This is a genomic window from Haloarcula sp. K1, assembly GCF_001647155.1.
GTDB lineage: Archaea > Halobacteriota > Halobacteria > Halobacteriales > Haloarculaceae > Haloarcula > Haloarcula hispanica.
Window position 1 is genome coordinate 243,936 of sequence record NZ_LRHL01000045.1, and the last position, 14,414, is coordinate 258,349.

The window sequence follows — 14,414 nt, forward strand, 5'->3', positions numbered from 1 at the left end:
ATGGCGAAGGTATTCGACCGACTCACGAACCTACGCGCAGGAACTACCGACAGGTACGAGGTCTCAAAGCTCGCCCTCATTATCGCCGGCAGCCTCGCCGTCCTGCTCGGGTCGACGATACTGCAGGTGAGCTTCGGCGCGTACCCGTTGACGCTGGTCGAGGCGTGGCAGACGGTCTTCGACCCGACGGTACTGTCCAGCCTCGAAGTCTGGCGGTGGGCGTTTCTCGGTACAGCGGTCCCGGAGTGGTTGACCCGCCAGCAACTCATCGTCTGGAACCTCAGGCTGCCCCGTATCCTCGTCGGCGTCCTGGTCGGCGCAAACCTCGCAGTATCGGGAGCGCTTTTTCAGATAATTACGCGCAACGAACTCGCGAGCCCGTACATCCTCGGCGTCAGCGACGGGGCTGGATTAGTCGTGTTGCTCACGCTAACACTCCTCACCGGACTGGTGCCGTTCCTACCGATATTTGCGGCTGCCGGTGGCGGACTCGCGTTCCTGCTCGTGTATGCTATCGCGTGGAAGAACGGTACCAGTCCCGTCCGACTGGTGCTTGCAGGTGTTGTGGTAGGCACCGTCTTCGGGTCCGTCCAGCGTGCGCTGTTTTTCTTCACCGGCGATCTCGGCGTTGCGATGTCCGCGCAGGCGTGGCTCTCCGGGACTCTGATGAACGCTGGGTGGGCCGAGGTACGAATCGCGTTGCCGTTCACCGTCCTTGCGATGGCGCTCGCGTTCGCCGTTACGCAGGAACTGGATGTACTGGCACTCGGCGAGGACCGAGCGGACTCACTGGGGATGCCGGTCGAGAAAGTCCGGTTCGCTATCGCGGGGATCGGCGTTCTCTCGACGGCGGCTGCCATCGCTGTCGCCGGCCTCATCGGGTTCGTTGGGCTCATTGTTCCCCATATGGTCCGTAATCTCGTCGGTAGCGATTCGAAGCTGCTGCTTGCGGGGTGTCTGTTCCTCGGACCGGCGCTGCTGGTCAGTGCAGACGTGGGTGCACGGCTCGCCTTGAGCCCCGTCCAGTTGCCGGTGGGCGTCATCACCGGCATCGTGGGCGGCCCGTACTTCCTCTACCTGATGCGGAAGAAAACCGACCTGGGTGAAGTCTGATGGCTGACGGTCGGCCCTCACAGATGGACGGAGAGACAGTCGAACACAGGTCCGAGGCCGGAACACGAGCCGTCGATAGCGCCGGTGAAACGACATCGGAGTCGGCCGCAGAAATCGACGGGACCGATCTCGTTGTCGGGTACTCTGGACGGGACGAGCCTGTCATCGACGGCGAGTCGATCGCCGTCCCACCGGACGAAGTGACCGCGCTCATCGGCCCCAACGGGAGCGGGAAGAGCACGCTCCTGAAAGCGATGGCGGACAAGATTTCGCCCGACGACGGAACCGTCTTTGTCGATGGCCAGACGATCGACGAGTTCGGGTCCAAGGAACTCGCACGCAAACTCGGCTTGCTCTCCCAGGAGAACGTCGTTCCGACCGGTATCTCGGTGGGTGATCTGGTCGAGCGCGGACGGTACCCACATACTGGGTTCTTCGAGTCGCTGTCCGACGAGGACCGAGCCGCCGTCGACGACGCGATTCAACTTGCCGGCATTGAGAACCTCCGTGACCGCGATGTCGACAGCCTGAGCGGCGGCCAGAAGCAACTCGTCTGGATTGCGATGGCAATCGCTCAGGACACGGACGTGTTGCTGTTGGACGAGCCGACGACGTTCCTCGACCCACAGCACCAGCTGGAAGTGATGCAGATAGTCGAAACGCTCCGGGATGAGAGTCAGATAACGGTCGTCCTCGTACTCCACGATATCGCACAGGCAGCGCGGTACGCCGACAACATCGTCGCACTCAAGGACGGCTCGATGTACGCCCGCGGCCCGCCAGAGGAGGTGGTCACGAAACAGTTGCTTGCTGACGTCTTCGAGATCGAAGCGGCGGTTCTGGAAACCGAGTATGGGCTTCAGGTGATTCCAATTGACCCGGTCACCGACGCGCAGGCGGCACACACCACTGTAGGTCCTGTTCCCGAGGACGTTCCGGATACTGATCGGGAACCGTGACCGGTGGCAGCACCACTCAGACATCCAGACTGCGTCAGAATCGACATCACTGATCTTGTCGTCAGACGGTTCGGGGGGTACGATTACTCTGTTTGGTGAGAGAGCCGAACGGGTCCCCCGCTTTCCGCCTCCTCCATGTCCGTACGGCCCGGTCGCTCACCACTGGATGAGCGGATTTGATACCACCGAAAATCGGGTTACCGTGGGGAGTGAGCCTCAGTCGTCGCTTGGCACAGCCTCGACGGATTTCTGTCCGTCGTCCTGCCAGCTAAAGAAGCTTGCCAGCGCCGGCCCGGTGATGTTGTGCCAGACGCTGAACAGCGCCGGAATGAGTGCGGCTGCAGGCTCGAACAGCGTTGTCGCCAGCGCGACGGCTAAACCGCTGTTTTGCAGCCCCACTTCGAATGTACAGGTCCGAACGCGGTCTTTCGGCATCCCAGTTGCCCGCCCGATACCGTATCCCGAGCCAAGCCCGATCGCGTTGTGGGCGACGACCGCCACGAGCACAAGCAGACCAGCCGTGAGGATGTTGTCCACGTTCGCGCCAACGACGCCAGCGACAATCGCAACAATCGCGGCGACACTGATAACTGGGAACACGTCGGTGCCGATTTCAGCGGCTTTGGGCGAATAGCGGTCCAGCAAATACCGGATTGTGAACCCGAGCAACACCGGAATGATGACGATCTGAATGATGCTCTGAAACATCTCCGCAAAGGTGACGTTGATCTGTTCGCCGAGGGTAAACACTACCCAGGCCGGCATCACGATCGGCGCTGCAAGGGTGGTAAGCGTCGTGATCGCGACGGACAGCGCCACGTCACCCCGACCGAGATACGCCATCACGTTCGACGCGGTCCCACCGGGAGCGGCACCGACCAGAATGAGACCGATACCGACAGCGTCCGGAAGATCAAGGAGGACATACAGCCCGTACGCAGCGGCAGGCATCACCAGCCACTGCGTGACAGCGCCGATACCGATATCGACCGGTTCCTCGATTAGCCGGCGAAAGTCCGCCGGTTGGAGCGTCAACCCCATCCCGAGCATGATTAGCCCGAGCAGTGGGGACACGTAGTCCAACACTGGGACGAACGGGTCCGGCCTGACGAGAGCGATCCCTGCCAGAAGGATTACCCAGACAACGAAGTACTTGCTCGCAGCCCGACTCACCGCTCGAAGCGTCGATGTCGAAGTCACATATCTGGATGATGAACAATGTAGAAAAAGCTTACTTTGGATCTCTGTACTGTCGGACGACGAACACACAATGTGGGACGGCCGCTGGTTCTCTGGACTATAGTAACAATTGAAACGAGTTACACACTGATCGCACTACAATCGTGCGATCAGGTGTGCATTGATTTTCAATGGCTACTATCGCTATTGTTGGGATCGAGATTGATATCGACGCGCAGTGAGTCTGTCCGAGAGCGAACAGAGCCTCCCGTGGTGAACTGCTCACGGAGTGGTATCCACCTGGCCATTGATAGTATCGTCCAACCCGTCTACACTCAATCTATTCCATGGTCGCTTGCTCAGACAGCGCTTGGATAGATACGAAGATGTTCCGCACGTTTGACTATATTCTCATCCACGACGAAGCCAAACCAAACTTACTTCGACTTTTGAAGATATTTAATATAGGGTAGGACTTTACTGTATAGTTCGCCGATATTCTACTGCAGCTATGCCGACTGATGCACAAAACCCAGGCAAGCAGCCTGACATAGAGTCCGTGAGGAATCGCTCTTTGATTACAAAACTAGCTACGCTGACGAGACCAGTCAGGAATATATTTCTCTACAGTTCCGTGTATCTCGCAGTTATTGCGATGGCGGAAGCAGTCCTTGTGAGTGAACTACTGGCGCTCCCTCTAACGCCGGCTCCGATTGTGGCAGGACTGCTCACGTTCGCAGTGTATGGCAACGACCGGTTGGCAGACTTAGAAACTGATGCGAAAACGTCCCCCGCACGGACTGCCTTCGTGCGCCGATATCAGAACGGCTTCTACGTTCTGGCGGCTATCGCATACGGCCTTGCTGTGGCCCTGTCTGCATTGGGTGGGCCCATCAGCTTTGGTCTATCGCTGTTACCGGGTATGTGCTGGATTCTCTACGCCTGTGACTGGATCCCTACCCTTCCGAGCGGTACCCAGCGACTGAAAGAGGTCTTCCTTCTCAATTCAACTCTCGTCGCTGTAGTCTGGGCGCTCGTCATTGTGTGTCTGCCGCTAACGTACGTTGGTGCGCCCGCTTCTCCGGCGGTCGGTGTCGTGTTCCTGTTTTTCGTATTGGCGACGTTCGTCAATACAGAAATCCCGAATGTGCGCGATAAGGAGGGTGACAGCGAAATCGGCGTCCGGACGCTCCCGGTTGTGGTCGGTGTTCGCTGGACTAAGTATATCCTCTACGGAATCACGGGTCTAACAGCGGTTCTGCTCGGTGTTGCGTTTGTTGCAAACATCATTAATCTCAGGGAAGCGGTCGTTCTCTTAGTTAGTTTGCTCTTCCTGAATGGCGTCATCTTCTGTCTTAACCGAACCGAAAACGAGAGTGCACTTACGGTCGCAGCAGAGTGTACTCGCTTACCAGCGTTTGTTGTTGTGGTCTTCCCACTGCTCGGCCAGTAGCACTATCATATAAATTACCTTTATTTGTAAAGCAACTCTCTTCCGCAAGTATTCGGCCCTCTGATGGCGATTCTGTCAACCTTAGATACTTTCGAAGGCAAATAGGTTATAACGATGGCGCCCGATTAATCTTCAACATAGTTGTGTTCTCACTGACGCTGATGAAGATGGTGTTGGTCGCCACGATTGCGGTCGGCGTTACGGGCGGCCTCCTTGCCTGGAAAGAGCGCCCAGAACCCGGCGCTGACCCACTTATTCTGCTCCTGGCAGGCCAGTGCTGGTGGTCGGCCACGTTGATCTTCCGGATTGATGCAGCGACGCTGAGCTCGAAGGTTTTCTGGGTCGATGTCTCTTGGATCGGTGTTGCAATCATTCCGATAGCGTGGCTGCTTTTTTCGCTCGAATATGCTGGCTATACCGAGTATACGGCCCGCAAGCACATCCTGCTCTACTCGATCGTCCCTGCAATTACCGTCTTTCTGGGACTCACGAGCCACTCCCACCAGTTACTGTACACTAATTCGGTCATCATTCAGGAACATGGAATTGCGACGTTGAACAGAACGCCGGGTGTCTGGTTTTGGATTATAGCCGGCTATACGTATCTGCTGGGCCTTCTCGGGGCACTTCCGCTGTTGAAACTCGTTACGAGTCAAGTGGACCCGTTCCGCGGCCAGAGCTTAGCGCTCCTTCTCGGTCTTCTGGCACCCTGGGTGACGAACGTCCTCTTTTTGATGGGCTCACTCCCATCTGCCGGTGTCGATCCGACACCGATTGCCTTTGCCGTGTCCGGTCTCGCGTATCTGGGCGCACTCACCAGGTTCCAGCTCTTCGGTGCAAATCCGACGCCGATACGCCATGCTCGCAATTCGCTGTTTCAGCAGATGCAGCAAGGGGCTCTCGTGTTGGATACGCACGACCATATCGTCGATATGAATGACCAAGCTACCACTGCCCTGCAGACGACGCCCAACGAAGCCCTCGGCCGACCACTTGAACAAATCAGTCCGGATCTATCGGCGCTCGGTAGCGCAACACAGGCCGGGCAAACGATTTACCGTCCCAATGGGGTGTCCCAGTCGTACGACGTCTCCGAAAGTCTCGTAACAGATATCCATGATCGGACTATCGGCCGGGTCATTACCTTACACGATGTGAGTAACCTTCTCCGTGACCAGCAACGGCTAGAGGTTCTCCACCGGGTCTTCCGGCACAACATCCGAACGAACGTGCAAGTCATCCTCGGTAACGCTGCGTATCTAGCCACGCACAATAGTGAGTCGAAGGCCGCAACCCTGCAAGAACACGCCGTCGAAATCAATGAACTCGGGGAAAAAGTCCGTTCGGTTATCGATATCTTTGAACAAAGCCGGGAGGAACGAGATACTCTCAGCCTGAACTCTATTCTCGACGAGTGTCTCGACTCGACCAGCGAAGCGTATCCCGAGGTCACGTTCGAGTATGCTTCCGGGCAGGCCGATTTCGCGGTGGATTGCCTGTTTGATGTCGTCTGTCTGAATATCATTCAAAACGCCGCTCAACACAATACCTCTCCCGACCCTGTTGTGTCAATCGAGGTCGAACGGGACGGCGAATACGTTCAGGTCACTGTCCAAGACAACGGGCCCGGTATTGACTCCAACGAGCTCGCTCTCGTAGAACATGGCTCGGAAACGCCGCTAAAGCACGGGAGCGGATTCGGGCTTGCACTGGTTGTGTGGGGAACTGATATCGCAGGTGGGACCGTCGATATCGAGTCGAGTGAGACGACGGGAACGACTGTCATCCTACGGATTCCGATTCTCTCATCAAAATAAGTAACCGGGACGTTGAGAAGGTGGACGGTTCTTCCTCTGTGCCTGAGTGAGCACCGCTCTACAGTATTCAGTATCTTTCCATTATTGCACAATTCTATCGTTCCAAAACTTCAAAACCTATCCCGCAACCCCCTCCAAGGAAGCTTGTATATTGTATATATCCTTCTGAGACACTACCGTTGTGCTTTTATATGTGGCTGTAGTATTGAGAGTAAGAAACAATACTATGGCCAACCACGAACCTACTCAGATGCTGGGTGTCACCGGGGAGAACTGTCCGATGCCGGTCGTCAAGGCGAAACAAACCATTGACGAGCTATCGTCGGGTGAAAAAGCGAGCACGGACGTTCTCAAGCACTACGTCCGCACAACGATGACTACGGGACCTCAACAGGCGGCTACGGCAGATATACTACCTGACTATGACTGGAGAAATTCTGACAATAGTGTCGACTCGGCGCTGGCCGCCCAGCACGCGACCGACTCGAATCTCCAGTCGCTCATCTTCCACTCATGACACGGGTCTCAAACAAGGACGTCGACGCGACCGACTCGACACATCGGGAAGTCGGCGAGGGCCTGCTAGAAGAGGATATGGGTCCGAGTTCAGCCATGGCCCATCTTTACCGCGGCGAGATCCATCGGATGAAGTTCTGGCGCGAGCGCCTCGACCGGACAACCAACTGGGCAGTGTTGGTAATCTCTGCAATCCTTACGTGGGCCTTTTCGCGGCCGGACATTCCGCATTACATCCTCTTGATCGGAACGGCCACGCTTGCAGTGTTTCTGTTCATCGAGGCCAGGCGATACCGAGGTTACGATATCTGGCGCAGCCGAGTTAGAACACTGCAAGCAAACGTCTTCGCCTACGGGTTAGACCCCGCTGCAGGCGTGGCCGACCCGGACTGGCGCAAGTCACTGAGTGCCGATTACCGACAGCCGACGATCAAAATTAGCACGGAAGAAGCTATCGCGCACCGACTCCGACGAGTGTACCTGCCGCTTTTCACTGTCTTACTAACCGCCTGGCTCATACGAATTACCGTGTTCAGTTCCGGTTCGTGGACAGATAGCGCTGCTATCGGTATGCTTCCCGGCGTCGTCGTCATCGGCACTGTCGGACTACTATACGCCGCTGCAATCGTAGTCGCCGTCCGCCCCAGAACATGGCACGCAAAAGGAGAGCTTCGGTCCGAAGATCTCCGCCAATAGGTATTGACTGGAATTCACCGAAGTCCCACGGAAATTATGTAGCGATGGTGCATGCTGTGGGTCACATCGATCACGGACACGAAATAATCGGTCAGTTCGTCTAGGTTCTACACCAGTGTCGATGCACTATTGGAGATTCATCGCTATCCAAATGTAACCAACTGGGAACTACGATTAGTAGCACATACCAATCAGGCTGGGACATGATGACTCAACCTTTACTGCTGCACCGGGAGAGGCGCCAGTACAGTATTCAGGCTACAGCAGAGGTGGTTCACCGGTGACTACGCTTGCACGCAATATCAGTTCCTGGCTACTCATCGCTACTGTGGTGGCCACCAGTGGGATAGTCGGGACAACAGTTGCATTTCAGGATTCTGCACAGGACATACAAACAGAGAACGAAGCCCTCCACGCTGAAAACGAGGAATTGCGTGAACAACTGAACGAGACCCGAGAAGACCGAAAGGCCGAAAAATCCCGTGCTGCAGACCTCAACAAACAGTTAGAAACACGCAACGAGGACGTAGACACACTTGTTTCGGAACTAGAAAGGAAGGAAAAGATGTTAAATGCCAGCCAAGCCCGGCTCGCGGAGTCCCGAGAAAACCAAGCGGGCATGTCACGGTCTGAAATGGAAAAACGGCTCGATTATCTCTGTGCACAGCCAGAGAACATTGACCGATTTGGTTGCCAGGAGTTCGGTCCCGATGAGTGACAACTGAGAGCTTGGTCCTTGCGTAAGCCACATTTCAGAACCGCTGAGTCTGTCCTATACTGCTGGTCTGGCCATTACACGATATCCCACCCCGTGTTGTGAAATCCTTCACAAATAGCCGACGGTGACAGTTACGGGAGCTACCGCACGCTCGGAATACCCTATCCTGTAGTCGGTCTTACCTGCTCATTGGTGCTTTTGGAAGAGCGATGAAGGGGTTGTTCTCAGTACAGACGAGAAACCTGTGCTTGACTCCGCCACAGAGTATACGGAATTTGAGTGGAGATGAGCCCTAAACCGCATAAAACCGCAGTGGAACACTTCTACCGAGCCTGTACAGCACAGAATTTGATATAGCGTTATATAGTTTATGTTCTGCGGTAATGCGACCATCTGTATCTGTCTTGTTATGGGTTTCTGCATGAGAAAACAATACAAGACAAACTATTAGTCGTACGATGGGAATACGCTACATACGAAAACTCGGTGATTCAGACGAACCAACTAGAGCAGTTCGTCGGTTACTGCAGTTCACACCCAAAATCCAATGACTGAAACTCGCTACTCAACGATGGACTTAGCCGACTGCGAGTCTTTCTATCACGAAACCGTCGTACCGACGATGGAAACCGACGGGCTGGACCCGACCGCTGAAACCCCCACGTACACCTGGCTGAACGGACAGTTCCCGGGATTCGTAAAGCATCTCCAACGGCGATTCGACCTGTCCCCGAGGCAGTTCTACGACGAGATCGGAGTCCCAGAAGCCACGACGACATCAAGATCATTTGACTTCCTCTCTGTCAACACCCAGCGGGCCATCGAGGGGTACCTTGAGGAACTTTCGACTCGACGTGGGCGTGCTGGCGCGACAATCGACACACGGCGGTCGATTCTACGACGCTACGCGAAAGCATATACCAATATCCACGATACGAAAGATTTGCTCGCACCGCTGGAGAATCCCGACGAACGCGTTGCAGAGATGGATCGGGTAGCGGCGACGTTTGATGCGCTGGACCAACTGGACGATGCCCTGACGACGCTTGCGTCACGGCGTAAATACGTTCAGGACACGCGGCAGTTCTACAAACACCTGGTGATGTTCGGAAACGCCGCGTACAATCCACTGGCTGACCTCGAAATCCGGTTTGGATGGGATAGAACCCCGTCCTGGGACAACAAAGCACTCGATAGAACCGCCGTCCAACGCTTGTATGGAGCAGCGAGTGAGCTACGGGATCGATTCATCGTGGTCGCATGCTGCGGTTGGGGGCTTCGCCCGAGTGAAGTCGCATCGCTACATATTCGACAGCTCAACCTCGATCCGGACGATGACTCGCATCCGTACATAGAGTTCGGTGACGGCGAGCGGAAAAATGGTCCTGGGACCGTGGCTCTCCTGGCCGGTCTGGAGACGGTAGAACGCCGTATAGAGACGCTTGCCGATCCAGAGTGGAGTGGCTACCTCTTGCCCTCTCCGTCCGCAGCCACTGGCCATCTAACCGCCGAAACCGTCCGACGACGGTTCAAATCAGTGGCTGAGGCCGCAGATGTCACTGTCGACGGCGACACGCCAACGCCAAAAACCGGCCGTCGATTCTGGTACACTACGTACGGCGCTGCTGTCAGGCGGGTTGCGGAACGGTTCGAAGACGTCGCAGCGGAGCAGGGCTCGGCGTCTGCACAAGTCGTACTCGATAACTACCTCTCGGAGTCTGAAGCCCGGTCTCACCGGCGGGCGGAGATGCGCGAGACGCTCGCAGGGCTGTTCGTCGAGTAGCCCGCGTTTTGCGAGACCGCTGTAGAGATGCCAGCTGGCTATACCGTATAGCTATACCGTCTGACTAATCTTTATATCTGTGCGGTGAATCCGATACGGTATGCTGACCTACACCGTGTACAGTGAGGCCGGCGGTGTCGGCAAGACAACGATGGCGGCGAACCTCGCCGTCGCCGACGCCCGTGCTGGTCACGACGTACTGGCAATCGATATGGATCCACAGGAGGGGAGCCTCTCGTTCCTGTTCGACGTCGCGGACCGCCGAACGGACTCGGAGGCCGACAGTTTAGTACGACACCTCGTCGAACGGCCACGCGGGCCGTTCACTGACCTCATTGAGACCTCAGAGGGTGTCGATGTCCTTCCCGCACACAACTCTCTGGAGGTCCTTTCGAAACATCTGCGGCGTCGTGAGGAGGAAGCGGCGGACTTCGGTGAGAACTGGAACCCGAACGTCCAGCTCCTTCGTGTGCTAAAGGACGCGGGCGTTCCGTCTGAGTACGACACTGTCATCATCGACCCGCCTGCGACCGCGGACGTGAAACTGTACAACGCATTGCACGCGACTCGGAACCTCGTTATCCCGTTTGAACCCAGCGGGAAAGGCCAACAGTCCGTCGAGGGCCTCGCAGACCTCGTGACCGGGCTTGAAGACACGCTAGATATCAACGTGGGCGTGTTAGCTGCTGTACCGAATCGGTTCAAAGGGACCAACGATCAAGAGGAGATGCTCAAACGGCTCCGTGCGGAGTCGTACGATATACCTGTCGTGTTCCGGGAGCGGACGTCCTTGCTTGAAGGCTGTTGGCGCAAACAGTGTTCAGCGTTCAAATACATTGAAGAACACCGGAGTCGGGAACGTGACTACGAAATCGAAACGCTGGAGCAGTTCGAAGAGCTAGCTGCGCATCTCCGACAGACTCGCGAACAGGAGGCAACAGCATGAAATCCGGCTCCGGCGACGATCCGTTTGCGGAGACCGATTCGGATCCAGGGCCAGAATCGGACGAGCAGCAGGATGAGGTGATGGATGTTGAAACTGAACCCGCCGACGTAGAAACGGCGACCCAACCAGACATCCCATACAAATTCCGGCGTGACTCAGTCAAGCAAGACCGCAAGCAACGGCCGATCTTCATTCGCCCCGAGGTCGAGGAGCGCGAATCCACTTTCCTCCGTAATCTAGAAGACGCAGTCGGTGAGGATGTGTACAAGACCGACGCGCTGGAAGCGGCTCTCGTCGTTGCCATGGACAATCCGGACCTTGTCGCTGAAAAGCTCCGTGAGTGGGGGTACGACTGGGAGCAGTCGGCCGCGTCTCGCTAAGTCCACAATAGCTATTGAGCGCATACCATCGCGTTCTGTCCCGGCTTTGTCTTTTGCTTTTGCAGTCCTTTCTCGATACCTAACCGAACGAAACTGGACTGCTAACTGTGTCAACTGCCTACCTTCACCCGCTAGCTCATATAACTATCCCAACTAACTATCTCTTTTGAATATGCGGAAGGGCTATACCGTATAACTATACCGATTAGCCATATTGTGTGGGTATACAGTATGGCCAATTCGATTAGCCATGCGGAATGGCTATGGGGTGTCGATAGGTCGAATAGCTGAGGAGTTCGATTAGCGGCTGTACGTACTGAGGCGAGCTAATACGTATAGTTCTCTCTTCGAGATATCTCGACTGTTCCTACGACAACAATCGCTGTGGCCGATACCTGTCGGACGGTTCGCCCCTTCTCCCAAAGACAATTATAGATCTGCCGGTGGCGGGCGTCAAGTGCTTTCGAGAGTTACCACCGATAGGTCAAACCGGCACTAGCGGTTTCCGAATCGAACAGGTGTGTCCACCCAAATGCGTCTATACCTGGCTCAGTCCGCTAGTAATGCCCGAACAGCGCTTACGATATCCCCGGGCTGCTGCGGTTCGAAGCTCTCCTGATACTCGATGTCCACCTTCGATAGACTAGCTATTCCCTCCAGTCCGATGTGTCATGAATGGGTGAGGCCACACCAGTGTCAGCTTTCGTCCAGAAGTTCTGGCACAACAACCTGCGTCTATACGACTCCTGCTGTACGAAGGCGTTACGGCCGCTCGGCCGGACCGCGCCGCGTGTCCCATTCCGAAGCCAGTCAGGCGGTTCGCCAGTCCGATGGCATCACCGGCGATGTGGACCGGCCGTGACTCCAGATTGGTGATTCAGCGTCGTCTTTCCGATTACTCTAAGTAGATTAAATAGATATTGTTCAAGAAGCGACGTTCTATCTATAGAAAAGGGCTTATACAGCCACTTAAATCAATTATCCCCATCAAATTTGAAAAAGCCATTGTACGCTCTCCAAACAATTTGTATAATTGCATATTTTGACTTTCAATTTGTCAATCCACTCTTGGATTGGTGTTCAGCTATCTAAGATATAGTTAACTAAGATATAGTTAATAGTGTTAATTAATAACAACAGGGTCGAACCCCGTTAATCAAATTCCGCGTGTCGTGTGAGAATATATAACGATTGTACCCGTGTTATTGTGCTCAGGAACGGGTACCTCTGACCGTTCCGAATGCTTAGCCACGCATCACGTCACTCTATCAATTTGACCGCATACATCGGCTCCCCTGAGTCAGGGTGTAGCATTTGATGAGTAGGATCGGGACTGCTGACAAACAATGACGATCTCGGCGTGTGAGTCTCGGCTGACCGATCAGGTCATGACCGTCTGACCCGCTGGAATGGAAGTGAATATACAGACCATGCAGCAGATCTGGTTGCCTCCTGAGCCCTGGCGATACTTTGACTATACCGAATGGAATCTCAGTTGCCTTACTCTCCCGCTGCACTGGTTGATGCGCGACCGAAGCGCACACACAGAGGAGACAAAGTTTGCCGACGGCGATGTAGCGCCTCTGGCGTCAGCAAGCAGACTTAGTTCGGAATAAACAAATAAGACTGGAATTCGAGCCGACTAAAACGCTCCAAGACGGTACAACAGCGATTGAAACTGGGCGTATGGTTCACAAGCGGAGAAGGACCGCTGATCGAAGGGGCCTCAAACCGATGCATTAGCCACTCTAATAACGGAATCTGATAGGCGAACTCGACACGAGCGTCAAGCTATCCAGCCATTCAGATTGCTACAGAAGGGAGCGTATCACAGGGTGTCCCTGAGAAGGACTGGATGCCCGTCACCGCTCGAGTATTCAGATAGAGCGCATCTGAACTACAGTTCCGGATTAATGCCTTCTTGTGCCATTTCTGGACTCAACTATATCTTCACGACGTAGTGCAGTAGCGATGGTAGCCTTCGATATATGTGAACACTATTTACTCCGGGCGGCCGCAGACTCTAAATTGACCTCGATGATGTTTGCTGCCTCCATCACTAGCTCCGGAAGGTCACTATTGAGGTATTCACCGGACAGTCGCATTTTCGGTGCGGTTACACTGATCGCACCACAAACTGCTCCGTCCACGTCCTGTATCGGAGCGCCCACGGAGCGCATACCCCGGATTTCCTCCTCATCGTTTATGGCGTACCCCTTCCTTCGAATTTCTGCGAGTCTCTCGCGCAGTTCGTCTGGATCAGTAATCGTTTTTTCTGTTTGCTGAACGAGTTCTTCACTGGCCAGTATATCAGTGACTTGGGCTTCATCGAAATGTGCCAGCAGCGCTTTTCCCGTCGCAGTACAGTGGAGATATTGTGGGGACTCCCTGGTACGCCGTTGATAATCCATGGCTACTGTTTCTCCTCCATTATGCTCGTACAGTGTTACCTCCCTGTTCCGGTACGCAACTGTGAGGTGAACCCATTCACTGGTCTCTTCGGCTAACCGTTCTACTTCCTCCTTTCCGATTTGATAGAGGTCGACCCGATTCCGGACGCTTTCACCGAGTGGGACGAACCGCAGCCCCAACCGATATACGCCGTCTGATTTGTCAATAAAACCCTCTGCAACAAGTGTCTGTAGATACGTATGCAATGTACTTTTGGCAACGTCTACGTCATCACAGAGGTCCGCAAGTGTCACTTCAGACTGTGACTGAATCTCGCGCAGGATATCGCTCGCAGTCTGAATCGACTTGATCTGTCGAGTTGCAGTCGGCGGTTCGCGTTCAGTCATATGTTGAGTCTCGTTTATCAGGTTATATGATTTTGGTATATCGAACGTACAGTTTG

Annotated in this window: 12 protein-coding genes; 10 read left to right on the top strand and 2 right to left on the bottom strand. The window is 55.0% G+C overall.

Annotated elements, in window-relative coordinates; all coding sequences use genetic code 11:
* Both AV929_RS19525 and AV929_RS19530 read left to right on the top strand, forming a co-directional pair.
* Entirely contained in the window at window positions 1–1,113 is a 1,113-nt protein-coding gene (locus tag AV929_RS19525; protein WP_064289057.1) for an iron ABC transporter permease, read from the top strand.
* On the top strand, window positions 1,113–2,072 hold the full coding sequence (locus tag AV929_RS19530) for an ABC transporter ATP-binding protein (protein WP_014031007.1): 960 nt from the start codon (window positions 1,113–1,115) through the stop codon (window positions 2,070–2,072). The genes AV929_RS19525 and AV929_RS19530 overlap by 1 nt, the downstream gene beginning before the upstream one ends.
* Window positions 2,073–2,288: 216 nt before the next feature.
* Here the strand turns inward: AV929_RS19530 and AV929_RS19535 are convergent, their stop codons facing one another.
* Window positions 2,289–3,245: a bile acid:sodium symporter family protein gene (locus AV929_RS19535; RefSeq protein ID WP_050007540.1), complete on the bottom strand. Its 957-nt coding sequence runs from the start codon at window positions 3,243–3,245 to the stop codon at window positions 2,289–2,291.
* Between the two features lie 517 nt (window positions 3,246–3,762).
* Between AV929_RS19535 and AV929_RS19540 the strand changes: the two genes are divergently transcribed.
* The 8 genes from AV929_RS19540 to AV929_RS19575 all read left to right on the top strand — a co-directional run bounded on the left by AV929_RS19540 (window position 3,763) and on the right by AV929_RS19575 (window position 11,560).
* Window positions 3,763–4,704 (top strand): UbiA family prenyltransferase, encoded by a 942-nt coding sequence (locus tag AV929_RS19540; RefSeq protein ID WP_064289058.1) that lies wholly within the window; start codon window positions 3,763–3,765, stop codon window positions 4,702–4,704.
* A 167-nt stretch (window positions 4,705–4,871) separates the two neighbouring features.
* The gene (locus AV929_RS19545) at window positions 4,872–6,521 is read left to right on the top strand and encodes a histidine kinase N-terminal 7TM domain-containing protein (RefSeq protein WP_225308153.1); all 1,650 of its coding nucleotides are present in this window, start codon (window positions 4,872–4,874) and stop codon (window positions 6,519–6,521) included.
* A 226-nt stretch (window positions 6,522–6,747) separates the two neighbouring features.
* Window positions 6,748–7,038 (top strand): sulfurtransferase TusA family protein, encoded by a 291-nt coding sequence (locus AV929_RS19550; protein WP_230458921.1) that lies wholly within the window; start codon window positions 6,748–6,750, stop codon window positions 7,036–7,038.
* Window positions 7,035–7,733, top strand: coding sequence for a DUF2270 domain-containing protein (locus AV929_RS19555; protein WP_014031012.1), 699 nt, complete (start codon window positions 7,035–7,037; stop codon window positions 7,731–7,733). The genes AV929_RS19550 and AV929_RS19555 overlap by 4 nt, the downstream gene beginning before the upstream one ends.
* Before the next feature lie 280 nt (window positions 7,734–8,013).
* A complete protein-coding gene (locus AV929_RS19560) occupies window positions 8,014–8,451 on the top strand; it encodes a hypothetical protein (RefSeq protein ID WP_175055173.1) in 438 nt (145 codons plus the stop codon).
* Between the two features lie 547 nt (window positions 8,452–8,998).
* Entirely contained in the window at window positions 8,999–10,234 is a 1,236-nt protein-coding gene (locus AV929_RS19565) for a tyrosine-type recombinase/integrase (RefSeq protein ID WP_064289059.1), read from the top strand.
* A gap of 100 nt (window positions 10,235–10,334) precedes the next feature.
* Window positions 10,335–11,180: a ParA family protein gene (locus tag AV929_RS19570; RefSeq protein WP_050038384.1), complete on the top strand. Its 846-nt coding sequence runs from the start codon at window positions 10,335–10,337 to the stop codon at window positions 11,178–11,180.
* The gene (locus tag AV929_RS19575; RefSeq protein WP_014031015.1) at window positions 11,177–11,560 is read left to right on the top strand and encodes a hypothetical protein; all 384 of its coding nucleotides are present in this window, start codon (window positions 11,177–11,179) and stop codon (window positions 11,558–11,560) included. The genes AV929_RS19570 and AV929_RS19575 overlap by 4 nt, the downstream gene beginning before the upstream one ends.
* Before the next feature lie 1,997 nt (window positions 11,561–13,557).
* Here AV929_RS19575 and AV929_RS19585 read toward each other — a convergent pair.
* Window positions 13,558–14,358 (bottom strand): IclR family transcriptional regulator, encoded by an 801-nt coding sequence (locus tag AV929_RS19585; RefSeq protein ID WP_008311746.1) that lies wholly within the window; start codon window positions 14,356–14,358, stop codon window positions 13,558–13,560.
* Between the last annotated feature and the right edge of the window lie 56 nt (window positions 14,359–14,414).